Genomic DNA, 26,832 nt, shown 5'->3' on the forward strand with positions numbered 1-26,832 from the left:
TTACTTTTCAATATATATAGCCCGAAAAACCCTCTTTTATCCCATCAAGTTAACCAATTGTCAAAAGTTATTCTGCTTACTCCAAGTAGTTTGATTAATTGAGCGATAGAAAACTCCTAATAACTCAAAATTATACATTTAGCTCTATTTATCCCTTGAGGGAATTGCCTTTAGCAACTGTCATTTTTTCTATTGCCAGAAACTATGAACTCTGTCAAACTTTAACTGGTCTACTTGCTGTTCAGTCGCTCCTTCAAATATATGATTTTATGTTTATATCTCAAATTAAAATGCTAAAAACTATATGTTGCTTTGAGGATTGCTATAGCAATCAGGAATGATTTATGAGATATTTGAGATATTTAAGAACAATTAAGATCGATCAAAATCCTTTTATATTCTGACTTTTAAGGGCTGACTCCTGATTACCACTAAAATCTTACAACTGAAATATGATTGCTATATATATTGACTAATAATCTGAATCGACAAAAGTGATGAACTTAAAAATATGGTTGAAAGAGTACAAAAAATATTATCTCAGTGGGGAATAGCCTCTCGACGTCAAGCCGAACAAATGATTATAGCTGGACGAGTAAGGGTGAACGGTATAATTATCCCATTAGGTGAAAAAGCCAATCCGGAATTGGACAGCATTGAAGTTGACGGTTTGCCCCTCCGACCAGAAAACCGTCCTAAATCTATATATTTATTGCTCAATAAACCGATAGGAGTAATTTCCACTTGTTCGGAACCTAGTAGACGTAGTAAGGTTCTAGATATTCTAAGTTCAGAACTGAGAAACGGAAAGGGGATTCATCCAGTAGGACGCTTAGATGCAGATTCTACAGGAGCATTACTCCTCACAAATGATGGTCGAGTCACATATTGTTTGACCCATCCCAAACATTGTCTTCCCAAAACTTATCAAGTATGGGTAGAAGGTCATCCCCAAGAATTGACATTAAAATTGTGGCGTCAGGGTATTATCTTATCTGGTAAAAAAACTTTACCTGCTCGAGTTAAAGTCCTAGAAGAAAGTAATAATTCTCAAACTCTTTTAGAAGTGGTTATCTCTGAAGGTAGAAATCGGCAAATTCGTAGAGTAGCAGAAAAATTAGGACATCCTGTTGTGAAACTACACCGTACTGCAATTGGCCAAATCCAGTTGCAGGTACCTGGAGAGTCTGTTTTGCCTAGTGGTCATTACCGACCTCTAAAAGATTTTGAAATTAACTTTTTGCATGACCAAATCAATAAAAGTTCTCAATTAAGCTAAAACTTAGAGAGTTTTAAGAGTTGGAGTTAAGTGGGTATAATAAGCAAAACATCCACATAGAATTTCATAATTTTTTCTAGATAAATCTTGCTGATTTTATCGCAATACATCTAGTATCAAGCTTTTGAAACAATAGTATGAGCAATATATTTAGGAGTTATAAAATTAAAATTAATGATTAAATTGATGACGGAAAATCAAGAATATTATTGATATCAACAAATTAATTATTATCCTATCAGTATCACTCTCATTATGACAAAAGTAATAGTTTTTATAAATTAAATCAATGGTAAATTTTACAGCAATAAAAAATATTAAAAACAGTTTCTTTTTATTACCATTTAACAAACGCTTTCATCAAGAAAAGGAACTTTCTTTTGAAGAAAAACAAAACCAAACATTAGTAGATATAGGATATAAATTAAAAAGATTTCGAGAGAAACATTCTATTTGTTTAGAAAGAGTGGCAATAGTAACAATGATTAGAATTAATTTGCTAAAAGCTATAGAAGAAGGTAATCTAGAAAAACTACCTGAGCCTGTTTATATCCAAGGTTTAATCAAGCGATATGCAGATGCTATGGGATTAAATGGAGAGCAATTAGCAAATCTGTTTCCGACTGAAAAAACTCAAGAAACTAGCAAAAAATCTCTCCTCAATCTATCAATACCTCAGCTACGACCACATCATCTCTACTTCTTATATTTATCTATTGTTTTATTGTCAGTTAGTTTGTTGCCTCGTCTAATGAGTAGCTATTATATACTAGGGAAAAAATCTGAAATTAATAATTATAGAAAAGAAAAAAATCAAAGTGATTTAGCTCAGGCATCTTCAGGTAATATTAAAATTGATGAAAAATCTACAGATCAAATAACAACAGCAAAGTTAGAAAAACAAAATAAAAAACAATCTTTAGCAGTGAGTGTAATTGTCAAAGAAGACTCCTGGGTATCAATAAAAATAGATGGAAAAATAGCATTTGAAGGTACTTTAGTGCAGGGCACTCAAAAGACCTGGGAAGCTCAAGAACAATTAGTTTTCTTTGCAGGAAACGCTGGAGGAATATTAATACCTATTAATAACGGACAAACTATGCAACTGGGAAAAACAGGAGAAGTAAAAGAAGTTGTTTTTACTCCTACTAATACTAAAATTTCCCAGTCCAGCAATACTAAAAATTAAAAACTATGAATCTTCATTTTGTGGCTCACGACCATAAATTTCTGTGACTTCTCTAAGGCGATCACTTACCTCTGAAGTTAATATTTCCGGTTGATAGCGCCAGCTCCAATTTCCTTCAGCAACTCCAGGTTGATTCATCATAGTTTCTTCTCCAAATCCGAAAATATCTTGTAGGGGAAAAATTGCTATAGAAGCCACCGAAGACATAGCCAAACGAATTAAATCCCAATGAATTCCATTACCACAAGTACAACCAAGAAAACGAGTAACTCGTTTTTGTTCTTCAGGAGAACGGTTATTGAACCAGCCCACAGTAGTATTATTATCGTGAGTGCCAGTATAAACAACCCAATTAGGGGAAACATAGTTATAGGGTAAATAGGGATTTTCATGGCCTGAGTCAAAAGCAAAATGCAGAATCTTCATACCAGGAAGTTCAAACTGATCGCGCAATTCTTCGACATCAGGAGTAATCAACCCTAAGTCCTCAGCAATAATTGGCAGAGACCCTAACTTTTCATTAATAGTTTCAAAAAAAGCCTCACCTGGTGCCTCGACCCATTCACCATTTATGGCTGTAGTTTCACCTTGTGGCACTGCCCAATAAGCTTTCAAACCACGAAAGTGGTCAATTCTAATCAAATCCACCTTATTAAGCATTGATTGAATACGTTGGACCCACCACAAAAAATCTTCCTGTTCTAATCTATCCCATTGATAAACTGGATTGCCCCATAGTTGACCAGTCTCACTAAAATAATCTGGGGGGACACCTGCCATCAAAGATGGTTCACCTGTTTCTGCATCTAGACAGAATATTTCTGGATGTGCCCAAACATCAGCACTATCATGGGCAACATATATAGGAATGTCGCCAAAGATTTTTATTCCTTGCTCATTGGCATAATTTTTCAGCTCATCCCATTGTTGGAAAAACTCAAATTGAACGAATTTATGGTACTGAATTTCATCGGCCAAACGTTGCTGCCATTCTTTTAATGCTGCTGGTTGACGACGGGCAATTTCTTGATCCCAGGTATGCCAACTAGCTCCTTGGTGGGCTTCTTTTAGGGCCATATAAAAAGCATAATCATCTAACCAAAAAGCTTTACTGGCACAAAAATCATAGAATGCTTGTTTTTCCTCAGATTCTTTTATTTTAAAATTATCGTAGGCTTTTTGTAGTAAAGAGCGCTTGAATTCTGTGACTAAATCAAAATCTACTCGGTCATTTGGAAATTCTGGCAAATTAGATAAGTCTTCCTCACTGAGTAATTCCTGGTCTAGTAATTTATCTGGACTAATTAGCAGGGGATTTCCTGCCATTGCTGAATAAGCTAGATAGGGAGAATTACCAAAACCTGTTGGTCCTAGTGGTAGAATTTGCCAAATTTGCTGTCCACTGTCTCTTAAAAAGTTGACAAAATTGTATGCTTCGTTACCTAAGTCGCCAATTCCAAAGGGACTTGGGAGGGAAGTAGGGTGCAGTAGAATACCGCTAGCTCTTGAAAGTGGCATAGCTAAACCTAGAAAATATTAATCAAAAAAATTGCTGGCATGAAATACCAGCTTAAAATTTATTTTACAGTATTGACATCTCCAGGGGTTGAAATACCCTGGATTCTGTGGCAAATCCACCGCAAATGGGACGGGGTGTTTAAAGTGCGGAAGTAAATTCCGCACACAGCCCCTCATAAATCCACATTTGCTTAAAGCCTGAAGGGCAGACTTCTATACTCCTCGGCATAGACCTAAATCTAGCTGTGAGCTTACTTTTTTTGTAGCTTTCACGAGTGGTTTTACTCAAGATATTGGAGCTATAAATCGCTGCTCTAGCTGCGTTGCTTGCTTTTCTTGCGGAATGCTGCGCAAACAGCCGTCGTAGGAAGCATCGTCCCCGCCTCCTGTCCGCCGGAATTTCACCGCAAAGTGCGGTCTTGTCATGGCGACAAACCTTGTTTTTAGCGAGTATTCCTTGTATAGCATACTTTTACTCCGCTTTATTGCCCGCGTGTTGTTATTCAACCAGGGGATAAATCTTCCGGGAACTTTTCTCCCGTCAGTTTTTATGTTTTTGAGTTGATAAGGTACAAAGTTTTATGCTTTAATTTGCTGTAAAATATTAAAAATTTGGCGTTGCTGAATGGTAATGATTTTTAGATTAAGTATCAACGCAAAACATAAGTTTTTCAATTTTACCTTCAGCTACTTACCATTACATTTCAGCAACGCCAAATTTTTATAGGAGATAATAAATTGTGGTATTAATTACAGTTTTTATACTTGATGTTATAAAAATTATTTCCACATCCTAATAAGTAGGTAGGTGTTAAAATTTATCATTAGAGGAAGGCAGAAAGCAGAAGGGAAAAGGCTTAGGAACTACTTTACTTTTTGTTAAATACTTAATTCTTTTCATGCCTACATACTTAGCTAACTGTTTTTAGTTACTTTCCTAAAATTTTGATATTCATTGGGGTTCAATTTATAGAACCAATTTGGGATATATGAAGCATCTACTCCACCCATAGGGAGTAGGGAGTAGGGGGTAGGAGGAAATAATTGATGAATAAGAGTGCAATAATTGATTTGATTTTTGATTGTTGGATATTTATATTAATTATGTAATTAAAGGCATTGCTGAATTAAGGTATGAAAGTAGGTTTATAGGGAACAGGGAACAGGGAACACCGGATCTGGGAAAAGTTAATATTAACAAGTAGTTCAAACCATCCAAAGTAAAAAATCCCAAATACAAAATTATCAAATCATACCCAGAATCAGCAACGCCTAATTAAATATAAATATCCTAACTTTTAGGCCAAAAATCCCAACATTAGCTAATATTCCAAATGGCTTTTATATGACTAAGATAATCATTTTCTACAAAGTTTATCTGTGACTTTGACTGTTTTATACTTTTAGGAAAGTATAGGGTGTGCATATTAGTTTTAAAAGCTTCCATGTCATTTTTTGAGGCTAAAAATTATCTTAATTAATAACATAATCATTTTCTACAAACTTCATCTGTGACTTTTAATGATTTGATAATTTGAGGAAATTATAGGGTTAGCATATTAGTTTTAAAATCGCCCATATAATTTTTTTTAGACTAAAAATTATCTTAATTATCTGGCACTACCAGTTACAAATTTCCTCGTTTTATCAAGCATTCAATTTTCTGTTCACAGCTTTAAATACGAGAAAGTATTCTCTATATTTACTCAACTAAATATTCTTTTCGAGAATCAGAACTCATTAACTCCTCAATATCCCACAAAAGTCGATTACACATATTATCTAAAGGTAAGTCATTCGGATCGTAACCAAAAGGATTTTCTATCTCTAATCCAATTGCTTCAATTCCTAATAGAGCAAAGCTAATTACTCCTGTAGCAGGAATAGTTATCCAAGATAAATCAGCTACTAATTGAAAAGGTAGAGCAAAACAATACAAAAATAATAAATGTTTTAAGTGAGTTGCATAAGCTAAAGGAATAGGCGTATTTAAAATTCTTTCGCAGCCAGTTTTATCTTTTACCATTAAATCTAAAATTTGATTATAAGTAGATAGCTGAATACTGTCTATGTAATTAAGATCGTAGATTTTTCGGAAATAATCTCCAATCCATTTAGCAATTCTCAGAGGTATATGATTAACTTCTTTCAGTTCTAAATATTGATTATTGCTAATAATTGACTGAAGTTGCCCATCGATACTTTCATTTCTTAAATGTAATTTTGTTGCCATCAGAAAACCAGCTAAAAGTAAAACTGCTGCCTTCTTCTCCTCTGTATCTTCTGGAGTTTTTTCAGGAATATTTACCCACATTTGTCTTGATAAAGACCGACCTGAAATTATTATTCCCCCAATCAGTTTTCGCCCTTCCCAGAATTTATCATAAGATGTATTTGTTCTAAAAACTAATAACAAACCTAAAACAACACCGGGGATTAAACTAGCTAAAATTGGTTGATGAATCCAAATAAGACCACTCTGATAAATAATGGTAACTATTAAAGAAAAAGTCATTGCAACTACTACTCGTTGCCAAACTCTGGGTATTACTGAGCCTTTTAATGTAAATACTAATTCTATCCAGTTTCTGTTACGAAAAGCCATATTTACTTAACAAGTCGTTAGTGGTGTATAAATTCAAATTACCATAGAAAAAGTTGACTAGGCTTGATAGTTCGGTAAAAGAGTAGAAGTTTATAAGCTTTTTGTCAAAGCAACTACAGATTAACTCGGTTGAGATGAAAGCTGAGACTCTGGTATTTCTTCCTCAGTTGTAGTTGCTTCTACTCTTGAAGTTAAGCTACCAGCAATAATCATAGAGATGCCACAACAAACAACAGCGGATCAGCGATCGCCGTATAAAAAATTCTCCATTATCCAACTAAAACCAAGAGAAACAAAAATCTGAAGCAATAATAAAGAAATTAAAAATACCCATATAAACCTCACTGCACTTTGGTTGTGCTCTTGGGGTAGAGTATCTCTGACAAAAGCTCAAAAAATATTCATAATAACATTTACTGAGGTAAGTACCTACATAAAATTAATTGTATATTTTGAATCCAAATTAATCAAAACTTTTTTTGCTAAGTTTAAATAATACCAATTTCATAAACTGAAACAACGCTTGTAAAAGTATCTATAGCAATTCCCAAAAAGCGTGAGGTACAAAACTTTAAGCTTTAGGCAACAGGCAACAGGCAACAGGCAATAGTCAAGTTAATACAAGAGTGTACCTCACTAGTGCTGCTACGCGGAAGTTAAAAGTCAATCATTTTTGATTTGTAATTGTTCCCGCGATTTTGTAACTGGTCAGTTATTTCCGCCATCCTGCACTAACCTGAGAAACGCTATATCAATCTTGAAAACTAAGGTGTCAAGTTATGTGTAGTTTGACTTGAGAAAATTGGTATAACTTTCATAAGCTGAAGGTTCTAATCATTTATATTTGATAAATATTCACAATGTTTATATTTGATTTAATTGTGGTGAGTAAGTGGGCAAAAAGAATATTATTTATCCTTTTCCCCTCTATTTTTTTTTGCTGATTACATAGTTTTTTATTCTGGCAAATCTAAGCATTATCCATTGCTAAGTAAGTGTGTTTAATTATCCGTAGAATAGCGATGTAAATTCAAAACTTTGAAAATCAGGTTGAAAACTGCATTCTGGCTTCATTTTCAGATTCTTAGTTTTTTTGCGCAGCATTCTGTAGAAAACGTTTATTGATGCCCATTTACTTAATACTGTTTCTTTTTCTAGCTATTCAACTTAATTGATCGAGTGCAAGCTAAAATTATATTCACTATTCATCTGACCTTCAAAGGCATTACTTTCTAAGATATTATTTCTTGATAGCTATTAAATGGACATAGTATATAGCAATAGACAGATAGAGTGCGGACACAGACTGACAATGCTCTTTAGACAGAGAAATGTTTTTCCTACTGTTCCCTGTTCCCTGCTATAACAACTCCGATGTGAATACTAATAAAATTATGCAAACTTTCTATCAATTAAAATCTCTGTTTATAAAAGTTCCATTCCAGGAAATTGAGAATGAATTTAATGAACTCCCAAAAAATGTTATTTCTGGTTTAAATCAACAAATTCAGGCTTTGCCTTGTCATCCTAAATATGTCAAAATTTTGCAATCTACTTTAGAAGAAGCATTATGCCAATGGCAAGAAAATCCAGAAGCTAATGAACTGGTAATTCTCAGCAGTTCTATAGAACCTTTATCTCAAATTATCCAGACAGCTTTAGTTAATTGGAGTCATGAAAGTGTCAAAGATATAAAATTATTATCCTGGTCAAATAGACCTAAAGATTTCCTGAAAATTGTCTCCAAATTACAAAATGATTTAGGTCTGTCTGCAAGGTTAGATGTTGATGGTAATTCTGGCAAATTTCAGGAATTAATAGTTATTCCTTGTTTGGAATTTTGCTTTCTACGACACATACATGGTTTGGATGGAATTGAGTTTTTAAGAAATAGAATCTTTCAAGATAATTCTCGATTTTGGTTAATTGGTTGTAATTCTTTAACGTGGCAGTATCTTGATTATATTTATAATATTAACTCTTACTTTGAAAAAACTCTATTATTACCGACTATGACAGGAGAAGAACTTATGGAATGGCTAACTCCTGTATTTACTAAGATGGAGTTTCAAAAAAATGACCTAGATGAAGAAAAACAAGTTGCTAAAATGCAAGAATATTTTGATTATTTATCCCATACTTCTCAAGGTTTAAGTTCAGCAGCTTCTCAATTATGGCTAAAATCTTTGAGTATGATAAATACGGAAAATCTTGATTCTCAAGAAACAGAAAAAGAGAATATTTTAGTAGAGTATCATCAAATTAAATCATTAGATTTACCAGAATTAAGCAGTAGCGATCGCTATCTTTTATTTTCTATGCTTTTGCACAAAGAAATTAATTTATCTCACCTTGCCTTGAGTTTGGGAGAGTCTGAAAGTAGAATTCAATTCCAAATTCAAAAATTATTAAGCATGGGAGTAATTCAACGTTTGAATAATCTGTTGACTATTCATCCTACATATTATCCAAAGCTGCGTAAGCATTTAAAAAACTATAACTTTATTACTGATTTAATAGAATAGATTTATTGCATAAATTAGAGAATAGGGAATAGGGAATAGGGAATAGGGAATGGGGAGATTAAATTGCTGATTTAATATCTTGAATTGATTTAATTAGGGCTTGCTGATTAAATCTAAAAGCATTGACATATAAAGACAAGTGCCTTTTTGGGGTCGAATTGCAGTGCGCCTGTTTCAGTCTAAAACGCCCAAAAAGGAGCGTATTTTAGGCGCATAGTTGGGCAGAAAAATCACTCTGACAAAACTTAGCTCCTACCTCCTCGCTCATTCCCATTTCTCCCCTCCTGGGAGGGGGAGGGGCGAGGGGTGGGTTGTCTCCTACCCCTACTAAAAAACTTTTTCAGCAAACCCTAATTAATTTTTTTGCAAGAGGTATAATGATTTTCAACTATCTAGGATTAACATTCTTTTTTCATTTTCATCTACTTACAGTAGCGCCAGGATTAGATGGAATAGGTATCAAAGATATAAATCTTCGGACTATTCTACAAACAGTAATTGCTTTAGCTCTTGCTTATGGATTTCTTATTAGCGTTAAATTTTTGAGTAAGTGGTTATCAGAAAGAGTTCCTTTAAGATTTCGAGCAGCAGCCAAACAATCAGAGCCTTTTCTACAAGCCTTAATTTTATTGACTTCCACAATATATATATTGAGTCTTTTCTTGAAACTTTCGACTGAAAATTTATTAGCTATAACCGGAACAATTGCTGTAGCTTTAGGTTTTGCTTTTAAAGATTATGTTAGTTCTCTAATTGCTGGAGTAGTAGCTCTATTTGAAACTCCTTATCGAGTAGGAGATAGAGTTCAAATTGGAGAAAATTATGGCGAAATTATTACTTATGATTTGCGGGGAATACGTTTACAAACTGTTGAAGATAATCTGATATTTATTCCCCATAACAAAATTTGGAATGAGCCGATATCTAATGCTAATAATGGTGCTTTAGAAGCTCAAGTCACAACTGATTTTTATTTGGCTCATGGAGTCGATTCTGAATTGGTTATTAAAATTTTACATCTGGCTGCTTATACCAGTAAGTACACTCAATTAAAACTTCCAGTTAGTGTATTAGTTGAGGAAAAACCTTGGGGAACTCAATATCATTTAAAGTCTTATCCTATAGATGCTAGGGATGAATATGTTTACAAAACCGATTTAGTGAGGCGAGTTAAACAAGCTTTTGCTAAACATAATTTTAATTACCCTAAAAGTAATTTTAGTCAAGAGTAAATGTAAATATAGAACCCCTAACCGTATCTTTTAGCTCTCTCCAGAAAATAGGGAGTAGGGAGTAGGGAGTAGAGGGAAATAATTGATGATTTATCTACGATAATTGATTTGATTTTTGATGATTGGAGATGTCTTTTGAGGAAAAGACATAAGCTTAAGTTCAGTAATAAGAGCGATCACCTAAATTTTTAGAGATATCAAATGGGTTCTATAGAGTAGGGGAGAAATTAAAGTAAGCATTCAGCCGTCAGCTAGCTTCTTACAGAGGAACTACGTTATCAGCTATGAGTTATTAACTAATTATCGCACCGAAGGAGGAATTAGTCTCCAAGGATAATTAGGGCTTGCTGATTAAATCTAAAAGCATTGACATATAAAGGCTAAAGCCTTTATGGGGCCTTTAAAAAGTGCAAATTTTTCAGCTCTTCACGCTCAAAAAGGAGCGTATTTTATGCGCATAGTTGGGCAGAAAAATCACTCTGACAAAACTTAGCTCCTACCTCCTATAAATTCCAATTTCTCCTATCTCCTGTCTCCTACCCCTACTAAAAGACTTTTTCAGCCAACCTTAATTAACAGTTATGTTTGCTTCCCAACTCCGCAGGAAAGAAAAAGTTTACCAGCTATCCTTCGTAGTTGCTTGAATATTTTCAAAAGCTGAATAAAGCTGAATGCTGAATGCTAATAGCTGAATGCTTACAAATTGAAAGATATCCAGTTTCTTTAATACTTTGTAGAAAAGACTCGATCTTACCCGGAAAAAGTAGAGTAGTTCCTGGGTATATTTTCCCTGAATAATTGACAAAAAATAAATCATAATATATAGCAGATTCCACTTTTGTGAAATACACCCATAGCGAGCAAGATGCTCGCACTACAAATATTTAATTGTTAATATCTATACTTCATATACTTGGAGTTTGCTGCATCAATATAATAAAATCTATAAATCCACATTCTACACTTCAAAATAATAAAAAAATACTGATGATTAACATTTGATTTCTGATTAATTTGAACATCTATAGCAACCTAATAGCAAAGTCTGAAAAACAATTAGACAGAACAAATAGCCAAAAATCTCAGAAGTACAGAGGTGCTATTAAACCGCAATTAAAAAACTATAGTAATCCTAAATAGGTTCTGGCAAAATTCCATACTGAAAAAGCTTTGGGAAATCGAATATTTGACCATATGCAAAAAACTTAAATAGCCACTTAACTACTTTAAAAGAATTGCAAAAATGATCATATTTTATGATGAAATTTTTGCCTGGTAACCAAATATCTTCAACAGGATTTTGCTCCGGAGCATTTGGAGCCAACTTTGTACCATGTATCAACCATTCTTCGTTCTGATAAATTTTGATTAATTAACATCAAATATTCTCGAAATTATTGAGATTTATGGTAAGTTGCTCCCTCCCAAAATATTGCCAATCTTTTACCCGGCCTTCGCGCTTTGCAAATATTTGATAAATTCGATGGTATTTTCAGTATTTCCACTCTCAAATTCTTGCACAATAAATTCTTTACTTTGATAGTCTCAGGCTCCATAATCAGTCTGTCTTTCTTTTTCATTTTTGAGATTAATTTCTATTCTTTCATCTGTTGTTCCCCAACCATCGCCTCAGAGATCGCCCCGCCCGAAGATTACATTGATCAATCATAAACACTCTCAGGCTTCCAGCTTCGATTTCCGGTGGCCATTTTACCCACATTTCCTCTATTTCTTTTTTTTTAGCTTTCACTAATTCATCATTTCTAGCGGGATGATTTTTTGGAGTTTTTTTCCAACTTACTCCCGCCTCTTTAAGTAAATTATAATAACTTTGATTAGATTCAAAAACTACATTATATTGCTTCTGTAAATAGTTTTGGTTTGTCTGATAATCTGAGATCATCTTGTGCCCTTAACCACTCAATTATTTGCTCTTTTTCTTCGGCCTTTAAGTAACCTTGTGTTCCTTTATATTGAAGCCTTAAACTTTCTACGCCGTGAAATAGTGCTTGGTTTTTCCATTCACTAATAAAACTCTTTTCAACCTTTAATAATTCTTTGACTTCATGGTAGGATTTTCCCGACAAAATCATTTTTACCGCCCAGGCTCTTTGAATTTCTTTGGCCTATGCATGTTTGATTGATAAAATCATCTAGTTCCTTGTAGAATATTCACTTTTTTTCTTTTAAGTGGAGAGATTATTATTACTATAATATCTATGACGACCTATTTAGGAATGCTATATCATATTAATTATTAATTATTAATTGTTGAATGCTTATCTTTTATGAGAATCTCAAAATTTCGCCGATCCTAAAAGTCGTTTTAGTCAAGAGTAAGAATATCTAAATACTCAGTTACCACAAAATTTTCATTCTGTCAAAATGGATAAATTATTGATTTCCACAAATAGTTATATATTGAAGCGATGGCACAGCACTCAGTTACTACTTTCTAGCTATCTAAGGAACGAAAATACTTAGGTTTCAGCCTATTATTTCTTAAGTATTTTTAAAAGTAGTTATAAAATTGGCAGCATATCATTGTTTTTTAGTATACCAAATCCCTGAAAAAACGCAAGTTCGTAGAAATACAAAGCAAAATTTATACCGAATTTGATGACTCATATTTAAAATTTAAAACAGAGATTGTATTTTGTACAAATTTTATTTATACACATTTTCTCGGACTCTCTTAACTGAAAATCTCTAATATTTTCATAAAATTTTGTTTGTTTTATGGATCAAGATATTTTTTTCAAATACATAAAACAATCATAGTTACCTGAAATTTAATGCTAATTTAAACTTCATTAAATATTCAACAGAAAAATGTGTCATCAATTATAAAAAAAGTACAAAAAGATAGAGAAAATAATTCGAGTCAACCCCATAAAAAAAGAACAGAACTATAATATAAACAGATATCAAACCAGCCCCAGAAAAATCCAAAATTAGGGCAAGGAGAGAATATGAAAGTAACAAACGAGCAAGAACTTGAAGAACTGATAAAAAGAGTAAAACAAGCTCAAGAAAAATACGCCACTTATACTCAAGAACAAGTAGACTACATATTCAAAAAAGCAGCCCTAGCAGCCAACGCAGCGAGAATTCCCCTAGCAAAAATGGCAGCGACAGAAACAGGCATGGGATTAGTAGAAGACAAAGTAATCAAAAATCACTTTGCCTCAGAAATAATCTATAACAAATATAAAGGCGAAAAAACCTGTGGAGTCATCGCAGAAGATAAATCTTTTGGCTTTCAAAAAATCGCCGAACCAGTAGGAATTCTTGCCGGGATAGTTCCCACAACTAATCCCACATCAACAGCAATTTTTAAATCATTAATAAGTCTCAAAACTCGTAACGCAATTATATTTTCTCCTCACCCCAGAGCCAAAAAATGTACCTGCCAAGCAGCTAGGGTAGTTCTCGAAGCAGCCGTTGCAGCAGGGGCTCCAGAACAAATAATCGGTTGGATAGATGAACCAACACTTCCCCTATCCCAACAACTGATGCAGCATTCAGAAATTAAATTGATTCTTGCTACTGGTGGACCGGGAATGGTTAAAGCTGCTTACTCCTCCGGTCATCCATCTCTAGGAGTCGGTGCTGGTAATACTCCAGCTTTGATTGACGAAACTGCCGAAATCAAAATGGCAGTCTCTTCAATTATCCTCAGTAAAACCTTTGATAATGGGATGATTTGTGCCAGCGAACAATCAGTGGTTGTAGTTGATAGTGTTTACGATACAGTAAGACAAGAATTTATCGACCGAGGCGCTCATTTCTTAACTCCAGAAGAAAAAGACAAACTGAGAGGCAAAATTATAGTCAACGGACGCTTGAATGCAGAAATTGTCGGCCAACCCGTGCAAAAAATTGCCGAAATGGCAGGTTTCTCCATTCCAGAAAATACCAGAGTAATTATTGGTGAAGTAGAAAATATTAATCAAGAAGAACCATTTGCCCACGAAAAACTTTCCCCTATCTTGGCAATGTATCGGGCAAATACCTTTGAAGAAGCTGTAGACAAAGCCGAAAGTTTAGTAGAATTTGGTGGACGTGGACATACAGCAGCTCTATATACTTCTCCTGCCAATACAGATCATATTAAACGATTTGAAGATACTGTCGAAACAGCCAGGGTTCTAATTAATACTCCTTCTTCCCAAGGAGCGATCGGCGACATCTATAATTTCCGCCTTGACCCTTCCTTAACTCTAGGTTGTGGAACATGGGGTGGTAACTCTGTTAGCGAAAACGTTGAACCCCACCACCTATTAAATATAAAGACAGTGGCAGAACGTCGAGAAAATATGTTGTGGTTCCGCGTTCCACCAAAAATTTACTTTAAATATGGTGCCTTACCTACTGCCATGCGAGAGTTGGCAGGTAAACAACGAGCATTCATTGTCACTGATAAACCCATATATGAACTCGGGATGACTCGCGGTTTAGAAAATGTGCTGGATGAAGTTGGAGTTAAATATGACATCTTTTATGATGTGGAACCCGATCCTTCCCTGGATACTGTTAACCGGGGTTTGGATATGATGCGGAAATTTAATCCTGATGTGATTATTGCCATTGGTGGTGGTTCTCCTATGGATGCTGCAAAAATTATGTGGTTGATGTACGAGCATCCAGAAATAGAGTTTGAAGGTTTGGCAATGCGGTTTATGGATATCCGCAAACGGGTTTATGATTTACCACCTTTGGGAGAGAAAGCTATTTTGGTAGCAGTACCTACGACTTCCGGTACAGGTTCGGAAGTTACACCTTTTGCCGTGGTGACTGACCGCCGAAATAATATTAAGTATCCTCTGGCAGATTATGCTTTGACTCCCAGTATGGCAATAGTCGATCCAGAGTTGGTATTAAATATGCCGAAAAGTTTGACTGCTTTTGGTGGAATAGATGCTTTGACTCATGCGGTGGAAGCTTATGTTTCTGTTTTAGCTTCTGAATATACTAATGGTCTGGCGTTGAAAGCTGTTGGATTAATTTTTAGATATCTCCCTTCTGCTTATAACAATGGTGCTAATGACCCCAAAGCACGAGAAAAAATGCACTACGCTGCAACAATTGCAGGTATGGCTTTTGCTAACAGTTTTTTGGGTGTTTGCCATTCCATCGCTCACCAGTTAGGAGCTATTTTTCATATTCCCCACGGTTTGGCAAATGCGTTGATGATTTCTCATATTATTCGTTACAACTCTACCAATGCGCCGTTCAAACAAGCAACTTTCTCCCAGTATAAATATCCTAATGCTAAATGGCGTTATTCTCAAATTGCTGATTATTTGCTATTAGGTGGAGAAACTGAGGATGAAAAAGTAGATTTGTTAATTGCTGCTATTGAAGAGCTGAAAAGTCAGGTGGGTATTCCCAAGGCAATTAAAGATGTGGTCTCTGTGAGTGAAGCTGAATTTTTTGCTAAACTGGAAGATTTGGCAGACCAAGCTTTTGATGACCAATGTACGGGTTCAAACCCTCGGTATCCTTTGATTAGTGATATTAAGCAGTTGTTGACCAATGCTTATCATGGTGACTTGGCTACTTCTAGAGAGTTGAATGGTAATGGTGCTGTGATTATTTCTCCAAGTACACCTGCTGTAGTAGGACAAGGTTGAAGAAAGTCAGTAGGGTGCTGTTAGCGATAGCGTAACGTACCTATTGCTCAGGAGTCATATCATGTCCACCTGAATACTTAGGATTTGCTGATTAACTATCAAAGCATTGATAGATAAAGGTTTTAATCTTATGATATTCCCAAAAAGTAGAAGTTAGTAGGGTGCTGTTAGCGATAGCGTAACGCACCCATTAGTCAGGAATCAGGAGTCAGAATGAAAGAAGAAGACAGGAGACATTAAGGTGACAAGACTCAAAAAAATGGTGCGTAACGCTCCACTTTGTTCCGCTAACACACCCTACTGGACTGACACACCTTAAATGGTGCATTAGAAAAAATCGGTCAAACCTTGCCATAACAGAAATTATACGAAAAAGCTAATGCACAGTTTTAGCTGTGTCAGTCTACTACTAGCGCGTCAAGCTTGAAATAGTGTTTTAGGAAAATTCTCCAAACCTTAGTCAGAGCAAGAATTATACTCAAAAATTTAATACACCATTTTCAGCTTGACACGACACTACTAGCGCGTCAAGCTTGAAATAGTGTTTTAGGAAAATTCTCCAAACCTTAGTCAGAGCAAGAATTATACTCAAAAATTTAATACACCATTTTCAGCTTGACACGACCCTACTGGACTTGCGAGTAGTAGGGATTTAGCTTGATGATATATTTTGGGTCTGAAGCTCTACTACAAACAATTAAGTTATGCTTGGGCTTTTAATTGAACACCTTTATAGCAGTTGCAGCAAAGGTTAGGAAATATCAAAAGCTTAAAGCTCAGAGAACGCAAGTTTTTCCTTCTTCCTTCTTTCTTCTGCTATACACGACGATAAAGGATAAACAATTATTTTTATCTGCTGTTTCTTGTGAAAACTTGATAATTTACGACTATATTTTTCCTGTTTCTAACTTGTCTGCGCCAAATTCCAACTTGCCTACTAAAAATGCAAAGAGTAGCTCCCACCCAACAAATTTCTAAAAAAGATATAAATGCGTGATATTTCATTTTTTCCTCTACCTCTAGTTAAATAAAATTCATAGGTAAAAATTTATTTATAAAATAAATAAATTACAGTCAAATTCACACCAAACCTGTTCTCAAAGCAACAACAGCTGCTTTAACTCGATCATCAACTGCTAGTTTATTCATAATACCTTTGATATCATGTCCTCTGGGGCGCGTTTGTGTAAAACCAAGAGTGAATATCTAGAGAAAATTTACGTTTTTTCAGCTTTTAAGCCTTCTTCCCTCTTCTTTCTTCCTTCTTCCTTACCTTCACGCTTACAATACCGATGCGACCGGACATGATATGACATGAGTTTTAATCGTATTCGGACTCAAAAAAAGGTCTTTAGCAATTTCAGTATTAGTCTTACCCTCTACCAACAATTTTAAAACATCTAATTCTCTAGATGACAAATTAGCTGAATTTTCTGGAAGCGATGGCAATATTGGTTGCAAATTTTGAATAACCATTCTCCCCACTTGTGGATCGAGATAAGTAGCACCATCTATAGCAGCAGTAATAGCAGATATCAACCTTTCTACACTTGCCCCCTTTACACAATAAGCATCTGCTCCACTGGATAATGCACCCATAACTTCTTGCTGACTATCGTCAGATGTGAGTACAACCACTCGTGTATCTGGGAGTTTTTCCTTAATTTGCTGAGTAGCTGCTATACCATCAAGCTCTGACATGGCAATATCCATAACCACTCAATCTGGTTTCTTTTCGACCGCCACTGCTACACCCAACTTACCATTGTCTGCTAAACCTACTATTTCAATATTGGCATAATTACCCAAAACTTGCTCTAACCCAAGTTCATCATTGGGTCATCATCCACAATTAAAATTCGTGTTTGCTCTTGTTGACTGATTGTTAATTGTTCCATAATTACCTTTTAATTTTCCTGATGTTGATGACTATCAACTTATTTTTAACACTTGTACTGACTCGCCTACCGCGATCGAAGTTTCATTCAATGGTATAACTGCTAAACCTGTACTACCCGCTAAATTAATTAAATTTCCAGAGCTGTGACTGCCTTGGGCAAGTTGAAATTCATGGCCATTTATTCCTAATTTTAGCTGACCCCATAGATAAGTTTCTCTTTTACCGTTGGAATGTAAATCTTGAAGCGATCGCGCTGTGACAAATTCTGGTCCCCATGCTGCTTCCTGGACTCCTGCCAATTTTTTCAGCGCTGGTTGTACAAACCGCCAAAAACTGACTAATGCTGAAACGGGGTTTCCTGGTAAACCGAAATATACACATTGAGTATCAGCAAATTTAGCAACAGTTAATGGTTTTCCTGGTTTAACTGCTACAGAATGAATCTGAATTTCTGCTCCTAACTCGGTGAGAATATCTTCTACATAATCATAGTCTCCTACTGATACTCCTCCGGTGGAAAGTAAAAAATCTGTACTTGTTATTGCTTCAGCTATGGTTTTTTTCAATATTTCTGGTTCATCTGGCACTATACCAAGTCGTATTACTTCTGCTCCTGTCTGTGCTACAGCTACTGCTAAGGCATATTGATTTGAGTCTACTAACTGACCTGGTTGTAGGGGTTGGTCTGGTGTGACTAATTCATTGCCTGTGGATAATATTCCGACTTTAGGTGGGCGATACACTGTTATTTCCGGACATTGAAGTGCTGCTAATACTGCTATTTCTGAAGCACCTAAGATAATTCCAGGCTGGAGTAAGGGAGTACCAGCGGTATAAAATGAACCACGATATCGTACAAATTCTTGGGGTCTTGGAGTTTTTTGGATAAGTACTTTGTTGCCTTGTCTTTGAGTCACTTCTTGCATGACTACTGTATCTGATCCTTTGGGCATACAAGCACCTGTAAAAATACGAGCTGTTTGTCCTGGTTGAATTTGCTGCTGGGGTTGATACCCGGCTGGAATTTCTTCTATAATTTCCAAGGCTATTGGATTTTCGGGACTCGAGTTTTTGACATCTGTAAATTTTACTGCATAGCCGTCCATTGCTGAATTATCCCAGTGGGGAAAATCAACCTTACTGGTGACTGGGGTGGCTAATATGCGCCCCGATGCGGTTAAGAGGTCTACTGTTTCTACATCCCTCTGGGTATTTAAGGGTTGTACTAGGTTTAAAATGATTGACTCTGCTTGGTCAACTGGTAGCATTTTCAATCTATAAGATTTGGACTATTTTGATTATAGATTGTATTTGACTTCCTTTTTCTGTTGTTTTTGTTCTTGTTGAAGGGTCTCTAGTTTCTCTTGATTTTTAGTTGAATAAAAAATCATACGTAAGGGCGAAAACATCCCAATAATTACATACTATCATAGGTTTTTTCCTTATACAATCCCATCAACCAGGGATTTTTTTGTAGGCGTTCACAATGAGTTGGCGATCGCTTTTTAGTTGTTTTATGTTTGCTCAAGAGTCTGATCGCTTTCTTGGTTGTGTTTCTTTATTGAATAACAAGTCATGCGTAAGGGCGAAAGCATCCCAATAATTACATACTATCATCAGTTTTTTCCTTATACAATCCCATCAACCAGGGAAATTTTTTTTGAGCTTTAGAAAATAATTTTTTTCATTTTACTGTTGTGTTTCCTTAAGGTTAACCTAGCTTGATCGTTGTTGGGTCATAGCGATTACTTTTTCCACTGTCAAATCTGAGATATTGTCAAGAGTGGGGAGTATCTCAGTTCCAGTAAAGACCAATGGTAGTTCTTGGTTTTCCCAAACCCAGATTCGCTGTCGCTGAATATCAATTAACCAAGCAAGCTGAGTTCCGTTACCCAAACAGTGAAGAATTTTGTTCTGTAGGTCTAATGTGCTTTGGTCTGGGGAACGAATTTCAATTATCCAGTCCGGTGAACCTTGCAGTGGACCGTCTTCATCACCAAGGCGATCGCTTTTTACAACCACAATATCTGGCACAGGAGATAAGGGAGGAATGATGCACCTGAGTTCTTGAATGGCTTCATAAGCTTGGGTTTTATTATTAATGGTGTTGACGAGGTTTAGTTAGAGGCGGGAATGAAACAGAGTTGGCATCGGTTTTTGTTTGGATTGTCCATGGATGAATTCCCAAGCAGGAGAAGTTTCGATATTGGGTTGTTGGAGAAAAGTGTCTAAGGAGTTAGTAGTAAGTAGCTAGGCAGAATTAAATAGAAAACGTTCTGTGGTATGTTGGTCTTGTTGAGCGCGAGCTTCTACACCCTCTATAACAGCCATCGCCAAATCATATTCATCTTCAAAAATCCGACCAGCTAGTTCATGTGTTTTAAGTTGATGCCACTGTGCTTCAATCAGATTCATTTGTGAGGAATATTTGGGCAGTTGGAAGAAAAATAATCCTTGGGGCATGGCAATAACTCCAACGTTCTCTGATTTTTTTGCTCAGGTGTATAGAATGGTTATCTTGAACTATTACTGTGATTTGTCCCGTCTGCTCAAAACCTTGAGAGGCTTGTTGAGCTTGCCAGTCCATTAGCTTAAGGTAAGATTCTCCTTTAAAAGAACCTAACTTTAGTCCATCATCAAAACTAACTCCGATGGCATAAAGACCTAGAATATTTAACCTTTCCCCCCGTTTTTTTGTCTGTTTGAGGAGTTTTTGCTGTCCACAACGAGCATAACTGTAACTGACGGGACTCCAAATACAAAAACCGGATTCCTTTACGGAATTTTAGGCAAATCTCTCCTGCACTGTGAGACCACAATAACCATTCGTGCGTCAGCTTTTTTGGCTTGTTTTTGTTGAGCATCTGGGGGGGGAAGGTTGTTGATATCTTGTCCTTTTCCAACGCCACCCCTTTTTTTGAGGACTTTTCAGTAGCGATCGCTACTGAGAGTCACTCCTCGCTCTTGAGATAGTTTTCGGGATAATTGAGCCGCATTATAGGTTCGTTCATCTTTTTCCAAACAAATCTCTATATGTTTTATATCTTCTTCAACCCACTTGGCTTTTCTTCCTCTACCTATCTTTTCCCACAGTCCCTCAAAACCTTGGCTTGACCAACGGTGAAGACTGTTTCTCACGGTGTGAGGTGACTTATTTTTATATAGCAGCGATCGCTGCTACAGACCATCCATGATGATTGAGTCGAACTATTTCCGCTGTTTCTCTCACTCTTGAGGGGATTCCCTCAATTTTCTGGAATTCCAGCAGTTCTTTGTCTTCAGCTTCACTCAAATGTACTCTTAAAGGGGCTGGCACACTATAAATTTTCCTCCATCTACTCGACTAGGCTATTTTACAACTTTTTTTGCCTGCCTACTTAGTTGGTAATTGCATAAATTTATTCTGATAAATTTTGTTGTGATTCGTGTATTTCCCGATTCAATTTTTACCTCCTTTATTGATAATTTAATGTTGTTTATTTTAACATAGTGGGCAGCCGATAGTGCTACGCACCGCTACGCGATTGCTCCCATTAATATTTCCTACAAAAAAATTTGAGTAAAGGGTTAATTTTAAATCAATTTTTGCTATTATTTAGATAATGGGAAAGGTGCGCTCATATATATTCTATGTTATATAGCATAATTTGAGGATAAGACACATAATATTGATATAAATTAATGACAAACACAAACATTTACACCGAGTCGGAAAAAAAACTAATTGCCAAAATCCGGAGTTTGCCTCCAGATAAAGTTTCCTAAATAGTAGATTTTGTGGATTTTTTGTCTCAGCGACAACAACAGCAAAATTTTACTAATTCTATTACTCAACTGTCTGAAGCAGCTTTTCAGAAAATTTGGGATAATCCTGAAGATGATGATTATGACTATTTATAATAGAGTTGTCGCTAAATAGATAGAAAAAATCGCTCAAATTAAGACACAGTAGTAATTCCATACGTTTTGCACTGGAAATTGCTAAAATCCTTACATGATAAGGGTTTAGCAGTTTTTTATAGTTATAAAGCGACAAGTCTAATAAGTAAATTAGAGAAGGGTAAAAATGGGCGCTAAGGATAAATTTCATGCTGTGGTTAGAATTGCTTTGGAAAAGGAGGAATGGCAGATCACCGACGATCCCCTACTACTCGAAGTAGGCGGAACTAAATTTGAAATTGATTTAGGTGCAGAGCAACTATTAGCAGCAGAGCGTGGTGAAGAAAAAATTGCAGTTGAGATTAAAACTTTTTTGAGTGATTCGCCATTGACAGATTACCATAATGCTTTAGGACAGTTCTTGAATTATCGGTTAGCTTTAGAAATTAGTGACCCAACACGAATTTTATATTTAGCAATACCTGTGGTTGCTTATGACACTTTTTTTAGGCGGGAATTTGCACAAATATCCTTAGAAAGGTATGAAATAAAACTAATTATTTATGACCCAATACAGGAGGTAATTGTACAATGGATACCTTAGAATCTTATCGCAATATTATTCAGTCTTTATTAACAGTTTATGCTGCCATCCCCATAGCAAATGGTCAAATAGATTGTTACACGGTTTTTGATACAAAACAAGACCATTATATGGTTATGAATGTAGGATGGGATGGTTATCGGCGAGCTTATGGTTGTGTTTTACATTTGGATATAAAAGGAGAAAAGATTTGGATAGAGCAAAATATGACTGAAATGAGAATTGCTCAAAAACTTGTGGAGCGAGGAGTACCAAAAGAAGATATTGTTCTGGGATTTCAAGCTCCTGAAATGCGGGAATATACTGATTATGGAGTTGCTTAATTGAGGAAAAGAAAAGCTAGACACAGATTCGGGCACGGATAAACGGATTAATCATTTGACATCATCCGTGCATCCGTGGCAAAATCCGTGTCTAGCTCTGTTGTTGTTGCCGACAAACTTCAAAATTTTCTCGCACAATTTTAGTATTAGGATGTTCCTCACCTAATGTTTCTTCAAACATATCCAATGCTTGTTCAAACAAAGGTTCCGCTGCTTCGTATTTCCCTTGAGAACTATGTAATAAAGCCAGGTTATTGAGGTAGGTAGCGTGTTTTAGATCATTTTCTGGCAGGGCGATCTTGGTGATTTTTATTGCTTGTTGGAACAAAGGTTCCGCTGCTTCATATTCCCCTTGAGAACTATATAATAAAGCCAGGTTGTTGAGGTGAATGACAATATCTGGATGATTTTCTGGTAGAGCGATTTTGGTGATTTCGATGGCTTTTTGAAACAAAGGTTCCGCTGGTTTGTATTTCCCTTGAGAACTATATAATAAAGCCAGGTTATTGAGATAGGTGGCGCGTTTTGGATGATTTTCTGCTATTTCTTTACCCTTCTCTAACCAAGGTTGTGCCTGTAAATAAAATCCTTGACCTTCATAGAAAGAACCTAGCCTAATAAAAGGAGTAATCAAATCATCATAACTCAAATACTCAGTCAAGTTTGCTGCCACTTCTGTAATATGGGGAATATTAACCTCAACTTCCTTAACTTGCTCCAGTGTAATGTCATCAGGAATTTCCCTCGCCGCCTCCGCCACCACCCGACAAAAACTACGTTTCCATTCCTCCACAGAGTCAAACTGCTGCAACTTACCCACCATAAACTTTCTAATAAGAGGGTGTAACTGATAGATATCTTCATCCTTTCGTTCCAGCAAATTTAAATTCAACAACACATCATCTCGTATCTCCTCCAAATCTTCCTGCTCCACTTGTGACAAACACTCTTCCACTTTGGGGAAGCTTACTCACAAGTATTACCCAGTAAGCTTCACCGTGCGGTTGGCCAAGAAACTAGTTATACAAATTATATTGAACGATTCAATCATACTTGACGTCAAAGAGTTTCCCGCTGAGTACGTAAAACTTGATCATTCTCAAAATCTCTCGACAATCATATTGGTGCAATTTGGTATTTTGTTGATCACTATAATGCTAGTTTACTCACTTAAATCATTACTATGCATTACTACCTTCAAATTAAAAGACCCCAAGAATCAGAAACTGAAGAAAACTTTCTCCTGTTTGGAAGAAAACTTTCTCCTGTTTGTTTGATGTTCCTTGGATGGGGAAGAATTCTCTTTATGCCTCAACTAGTGAACCGAGTAGTTATAAGAATTACTACTCCGATAATTCAGGTTTACATAAAACCAAGCAATACAAGGCTGATGATGGTGAGCAAGAAATCATTGTTACCTATGATTATTTGAGTGGGAAGCATACATATCCTGAAACCAATGATAGTTTATTCTTCTACAGTTCTCTCGTTGTGATTCGTGATCAGGCATAACTATAAATCCTAGTGTGATCGCATATCTTGTAGGTTGGGTTAGGGATGCTCTAAGTGCGATAGCACTAGCTCTGCTGCAAGCAGAACGCAAATATCGTAGGGCGAGCAAAGAGTTGGCAACAGCGCAACCCTACAGATACTTGGAGGTTGTTAGGTTAACCGATAAACCCAAGCTACAAAGTGCTGTTGCCTGCCCATATCAGTATAACTACACCTTTTCAACTACCACCACAGGAATTAAACTCTTTTCCAAAACAGCTTGAGAAACCGACCCAACTAACACATTCTCCCATAAACGATCCCCTCTTTTCCCCAGAACTATTTCTGCTACTCCATACTGTTGTGCAACAGAAACTATTTCCTCTGATACCACTCCCGCAACAGTTATAAACCGATACCGAATATCTGCCAAAAGTTGCTTTGTTTGCAGTTGCAGTTGCTCAATACTTTCCCCATCCTCAGACTGAATAACGTGCAACACCACAACTTCCCCATCACAACGTCTCGCTAACTCGGCAACTTTTAACAACACATCCACAGCAAGGGGTGAAGTATCAACGGCAGCTAATAAAACAATACGACGAGCGATCGCTACCTTGGTTGGATCGACTTCTCCCTTGCGTAGTAGTTTGGGTGCAAAGGTAGGTATTGCCCAAGCTCCTAGAGGTGCTGTGACTAATATTGATAGGGCAGCGATAGCCAAAATTGTTTCTCCTCCCTCAATACCTGCTGCTAGAGGAATAGCTCCAATGGCAGCTTGTACCGTTGCTTTAGCAGAATTTCCGGGGAGTAAAAATAAACGTTCTCGCCAATTCCAATTACTACCTAAAGTGGAGAGATACCAACCTAGCATTCGCCCGACTAAAGTACCGACTGCTAAAATTAACAACCCTACCAACAAGACATTTTCCAATATTTGCAACGGGATACTAGCACCGAGTAACACAAACAAAATTATTTGCGCCACCACCCACAAAGTATCAAAACTATTTCGCAACCGTCGCGCCAGAGGTGCATCAAATTCGATGACAAAAAATCCTGTTGCCATAACTGCCAAATAACCAGAAAATATGGGAAATTTTTCTGCTAAGACGACTAACAATAGAGCTAGACCTGCTGCCACTAAAGTATCCTGGGTGGCATTTTGAGTCCAATTTTGTTTGACTAACAGCAATACTAATATTCGCGCCGTCAGCAAACCGGCGATAACTCCGAGAATAATTTGTAAAATTACTTGAAATGGTAATAGTTGTAATGCGCTGAGAGTGATACCACCAGGTAAAGTTACAGTAGTTGCTCCTTGGGATAAAAATGCCAGCAAAAGGCTAAAAATCAACAACAGCAAAACATCTGACAAAGCACTACCTGTCAAAATTGCATCAGGAATACCTTTAGCTACACCCCAACCCAAACTTTTGAGGCGCAACATTCCGGGAACGATAACTGCTGGAGACTCAGCACCGATGATGCAACCTAATAACAACCCAGTGGCAAAGTCAAACTGAAGTAATAACATTGCTACTAGAGCAATAACAATAGCTTCACAGGTTGCAGGGAGAAAACCTAACCGTATCGCAACACTTCCCTGTTGTGCTAATTTTTCTCGGTCTAACCCTAACCCTGCTTTCATCAAAATTACCATAACGGCGATCGTGCGTAGGGAGTCAGCAGCTTGCAAAATACTAGAGTCGATGGTATTGCTAATTTGAGGACCTAATAATATTCCGACTAACACCATTCCCACCAGTGGCGGTGCTTTTAATCTTGAGGCTATTTGTCCGACAAAAAAGCCTATTAATAATATCCAAATAATACTTTCTAACATAAGAAGGAAGAGGGAAGAAGGAAGAGGAAAGAAGGAATTTAGTACTAATTTAATGTACTATAAAACAATTAGTTAATCAAGTCATCTAGATGCCTTAAATTGTGTAAAATCACTTTTTCTTGTATAATTATTTAGGACTTACGCAGATAAACTATAGATAAACTATATATAGCTCTTAAAACTATTGTCCAACAGTAGTTAAACTCTATACATAGTGCCTTTGCGTAAGTCCTGATTATTGATATTTTTAACAATTTTTTTTATAACTAATGAAAAAATATAATGAATAACCCCAAAGAAGATTATAGAAAAACGTTTCTGGAATTAGAAAAAGCAGCATCAAAATTTTGGCCGACAGAATTAGCTGAAATGGAAGCAGAGTTAAGTATAATTCCATTATTGTTAAAAACACAAGAGCAATTTATTAATATCTTAAGCATTGATGTATTAGAATTAGAGGACTTATTTACAATAGTAAACTCTTCAGCTTTGTCAGGAAACTTATTTGTTAAGCATTTGGTTATTCTGGCTGACTTTGGGGGAGAAATGCTCAAACGTATAAGTAAAGAATTTAAAAGTTTGTTTCCTAATGAAGAAATGAAATATTACTGGAAAAGTAGTCAGTGAATTTATAAGTTTCAAGCCTTACCTACAAAAACTTTAAGTAATCAAACTCTTAAAATTAATGGAAAATATCTTTTTGTAAAATATTCTTTAGATGAAAGACAAAAAGATGCTATTGCACTTCTTTTATTTGGAAATTCCTATAAGAATGCTAATCAAGAAATTGCTTAAATTTTAGCAA

At 36.0% G+C, this 26,832-nt stretch carries 19 protein-coding genes and 2 pseudogenes; 10 read left to right on the forward strand and 11 right to left on the reverse strand.

The window, feature by feature from the left end; all coding sequences use genetic code 11:
* Nucleotides 1–511 precede the first annotated feature (511 nt).
* Together D5R40_RS04270 and D5R40_RS04275 are read left to right on the forward strand one after the other, a co-directional pair.
* The gene (locus D5R40_RS04270) at nucleotides 512–1,279 is read left to right on the forward strand and encodes a pseudouridine synthase (RefSeq protein WP_124146258.1); all 768 of its coding nucleotides are present in this window, start codon (nucleotides 512–514) and stop codon (nucleotides 1,277–1,279) included.
* A 289-nt stretch (nucleotides 1,280–1,568) separates the two neighbouring features.
* Nucleotides 1,569–2,468, forward strand: coding sequence for a helix-turn-helix domain-containing protein (locus D5R40_RS04275; protein WP_124146257.1), 900 nt, complete (start codon nucleotides 1,569–1,571; stop codon nucleotides 2,466–2,468).
* Nucleotides 2,469–2,471: 3 nt separating this feature from the next.
* On the opposite strand, the gene malQ is transcribed toward D5R40_RS04275, so the two are convergent.
* Both malQ and D5R40_RS04285 read right to left on the reverse strand, forming a co-directional pair.
* On the reverse strand, nucleotides 2,472–3,986 hold the full coding sequence (gene malQ, locus D5R40_RS04280) for a 4-alpha-glucanotransferase (RefSeq protein WP_124146256.1): 1,515 nt from the start codon (nucleotides 3,984–3,986) through the stop codon (nucleotides 2,472–2,474).
* A 1,702-nt stretch (nucleotides 3,987–5,688) separates the two neighbouring features.
* Nucleotides 5,689–6,591, reverse strand: coding sequence for a bestrophin family protein (locus D5R40_RS04285; protein ID WP_124146255.1), 903 nt, complete (start codon nucleotides 6,589–6,591; stop codon nucleotides 5,689–5,691).
* Nucleotides 6,592–7,985: 1,394 nt separating this feature from the next.
* Between D5R40_RS04285 and D5R40_RS04290 the strand changes: the two genes are divergently transcribed.
* Nucleotides 7,986–9,116, forward strand: a complete 1,131-nt coding sequence (locus D5R40_RS04290) for a hypothetical protein (RefSeq protein ID WP_124146254.1) — start codon at nucleotides 7,986–7,988, stop codon at nucleotides 9,114–9,116.
* 377 nt (nucleotides 9,117–9,493) lie between these two features.
* Nucleotides 9,494–10,348 carry a mechanosensitive ion channel family protein gene (locus tag D5R40_RS04295; protein WP_124146251.1) on the forward strand — a complete coding sequence of 285 codons (855 nt, stop codon included), beginning with the start codon at nucleotides 9,494–9,496 and terminating at the stop codon, nucleotides 10,346–10,348.
* A gap of 1,132 nt (nucleotides 10,349–11,480) precedes the next feature.
* On the opposite strand, the pseudogene D5R40_RS04300 reads toward D5R40_RS04295, so the two are convergent.
* Nucleotides 11,481–12,518: pseudogene (locus tag D5R40_RS04300) on the reverse strand (IS630 family transposase).
* Between the two features lie 802 nt (nucleotides 12,519–13,320).
* On the opposite strand from D5R40_RS04300, the gene adhE reads away from it, so the two are divergent.
* Nucleotides 13,321–15,984, forward strand: coding sequence for a bifunctional acetaldehyde-CoA/alcohol dehydrogenase (gene adhE / locus D5R40_RS04305; protein ID WP_124146250.1), 2,664 nt, complete (start codon nucleotides 13,321–13,323; stop codon nucleotides 15,982–15,984).
* A 1,281-nt stretch (nucleotides 15,985–17,265) separates the two neighbouring features.
* On the opposite strand, the gene D5R40_RS04315 is transcribed toward adhE, so the two are convergent.
* From D5R40_RS04315 to D5R40_RS34560, 6 genes are all read right to left on the reverse strand, one after another.
* Nucleotides 17,266–17,697: a LuxR C-terminal-related transcriptional regulator gene (locus D5R40_RS04315; protein WP_338043220.1), complete on the reverse strand. Its 432-nt coding sequence runs from the start codon at nucleotides 17,695–17,697 to the stop codon at nucleotides 17,266–17,268.
* Nucleotides 17,698–17,916: 219 nt separating this feature from the next.
* Nucleotides 17,917–19,152, reverse strand: coding sequence for a molybdopterin molybdotransferase MoeA (locus D5R40_RS04320; protein ID WP_124146249.1), 1,236 nt, complete (start codon nucleotides 19,150–19,152; stop codon nucleotides 17,917–17,919).
* A 448-nt stretch (nucleotides 19,153–19,600) separates the two neighbouring features.
* Complete coding sequence (locus D5R40_RS04325; RefSeq protein WP_275670415.1) at nucleotides 19,601–19,987, reverse strand: Uma2 family endonuclease; 387 nt, start codon at nucleotides 19,985–19,987, stop codon at nucleotides 19,601–19,603.
* Nucleotides 19,988–20,134: 147 nt separating this feature from the next.
* On the reverse strand, nucleotides 20,135–20,353 hold the full coding sequence (locus D5R40_RS04330) for a hypothetical protein (RefSeq protein ID WP_338043223.1): 219 nt from the start codon (nucleotides 20,351–20,353) through the stop codon (nucleotides 20,135–20,137).
* A gap of 459 nt (nucleotides 20,354–20,812) precedes the next feature.
* Complete coding sequence (locus tag D5R40_RS04335; RefSeq protein ID WP_161564638.1) at nucleotides 20,813–21,022, reverse strand: helix-turn-helix domain-containing protein; 210 nt, start codon at nucleotides 21,020–21,022, stop codon at nucleotides 20,813–20,815.
* A gap of 19 nt (nucleotides 21,023–21,041) precedes the next feature.
* The gene (locus D5R40_RS34560) at nucleotides 21,042–21,200 is read right to left on the reverse strand and encodes a hypothetical protein (protein WP_161564637.1); all 159 of its coding nucleotides are present in this window, start codon (nucleotides 21,198–21,200) and stop codon (nucleotides 21,042–21,044) included.
* A 461-nt stretch (nucleotides 21,201–21,661) separates the two neighbouring features.
* On the opposite strand from D5R40_RS34560, the gene D5R40_RS40770 reads away from it, so the two are divergent.
* The 3 genes from D5R40_RS40770 to D5R40_RS04350 all read left to right on the forward strand — a co-directional run bounded on the left by D5R40_RS40770 (nucleotide 21,662) and on the right by D5R40_RS04350 (nucleotide 22,690).
* Nucleotides 21,662–21,784: a hypothetical protein gene (locus D5R40_RS40770; RefSeq protein WP_275670414.1), complete on the forward strand. Its 123-nt coding sequence runs from the start codon at nucleotides 21,662–21,664 to the stop codon at nucleotides 21,782–21,784.
* A gap of 166 nt (nucleotides 21,785–21,950) precedes the next feature.
* The gene (locus D5R40_RS04345) at nucleotides 21,951–22,367 is read left to right on the forward strand and encodes an element excision factor XisH family protein (RefSeq protein ID WP_124146248.1); all 417 of its coding nucleotides are present in this window, start codon (nucleotides 21,951–21,953) and stop codon (nucleotides 22,365–22,367) included.
* Nucleotides 22,355–22,690 (forward strand): XisI protein, encoded by a 336-nt coding sequence (locus D5R40_RS04350; protein ID WP_124146247.1) that lies wholly within the window; start codon nucleotides 22,355–22,357, stop codon nucleotides 22,688–22,690. The genes D5R40_RS04345 and D5R40_RS04350 overlap by 13 nt, the downstream gene beginning before the upstream one ends.
* Before the next feature lie 91 nt (nucleotides 22,691–22,781).
* Here the strand turns inward: D5R40_RS04350 and D5R40_RS04355 are convergent, their stop codons facing one another.
* Entirely contained in the window at nucleotides 22,782–23,624 is an 843-nt protein-coding gene (locus D5R40_RS04355; RefSeq protein WP_240039088.1) for a tetratricopeptide repeat protein, read from the reverse strand.
* A 335-nt stretch (nucleotides 23,625–23,959) separates the two neighbouring features.
* Between D5R40_RS04355 and D5R40_RS04365 the strand changes: the two genes are divergently transcribed.
* Nucleotides 23,960–24,202, forward strand: coding sequence for a hypothetical protein (locus tag D5R40_RS04365; RefSeq protein ID WP_124146245.1), 243 nt, complete (start codon nucleotides 23,960–23,962; stop codon nucleotides 24,200–24,202).
* A gap of 208 nt (nucleotides 24,203–24,410) precedes the next feature.
* Here D5R40_RS04365 and D5R40_RS04370 read toward each other — a convergent pair whose 3' ends face one another.
* Nucleotides 24,411–26,027, reverse strand: a complete 1,617-nt coding sequence (locus D5R40_RS04370) for a cation:proton antiporter (protein ID WP_124146244.1) — start codon at nucleotides 26,025–26,027, stop codon at nucleotides 24,411–24,413.
* A 282-nt stretch (nucleotides 26,028–26,309) separates the two neighbouring features.
* Here D5R40_RS04370 and D5R40_RS43640 point away from each other — a divergent pair.
* Nucleotides 26,310–26,822 (forward strand): annotated as a pseudogene (locus D5R40_RS43640) (hypothetical protein).
* The last annotated feature ends 10 nt before the right edge of the window (nucleotides 26,823–26,832 follow it).

The sequence above is a fragment of the Okeania hirsuta genome (genome assembly GCF_003838195.1).
Classification (GTDB): domain Bacteria; phylum Cyanobacteriota; class Cyanobacteriia; order Cyanobacteriales; family Microcoleaceae; genus Okeania; species Okeania hirsuta.

Coding starts and splice junctions, on each gene's coding strand:
- D5R40_RS04290 (WP_124146254.1), top strand. CDS start 7,986: ATGCAAACTTTCTATCAATTAAAATCTCTGTTTATAAAAGTTCCATTC.
- D5R40_RS04370 (WP_124146244.1), bottom strand. CDS start 26,027: ATGTTAGAAAGTATTATTTGGATATTATTAATAGGCTTTTTTGTCGGA.
- D5R40_RS04295 (WP_124146251.1), top strand. CDS start 9,494: ATGATTTTCAACTATCTAGGATTAACATTCTTTTTTCATTTTCATCTA.
- D5R40_RS04345 (WP_124146248.1), top strand. CDS start 21,951: ATGGGCGCTAAGGATAAATTTCATGCTGTGGTTAGAATTGCTTTGGAA.
- D5R40_RS04315 (WP_338043220.1), bottom strand. CDS start 17,697: ATGGATATTGCCATGTCAGAGCTTGATGGTATAGCAGCTACTCAGCAA.
- malQ (WP_124146256.1), bottom strand. CDS start 3,986: ATGCCACTTTCAAGAGCTAGCGGTATTCTACTGCACCCTACTTCCCTC.
- D5R40_RS04350 (WP_124146247.1), top strand. CDS start 22,355: ATGGATACCTTAGAATCTTATCGCAATATTATTCAGTCTTTATTAACA.
- D5R40_RS04275 (WP_124146257.1), top strand. CDS start 1,569: ATGGTAAATTTTACAGCAATAAAAAATATTAAAAACAGTTTCTTTTTA.
- D5R40_RS04270 (WP_124146258.1), top strand. CDS start 512: ATGGTTGAAAGAGTACAAAAAATATTATCTCAGTGGGGAATAGCCTCT.
- adhE (WP_124146250.1), top strand. CDS start 13,321: ATGAAAGTAACAAACGAGCAAGAACTTGAAGAACTGATAAAAAGAGTA.
- D5R40_RS04320 (WP_124146249.1), bottom strand. CDS start 19,152: ATGCTACCAGTTGACCAAGCAGAGTCAATCATTTTAAACCTAGTACAA.
- D5R40_RS04285 (WP_124146255.1), bottom strand. CDS start 6,591: ATGGCTTTTCGTAACAGAAACTGGATAGAATTAGTATTTACATTAAAA.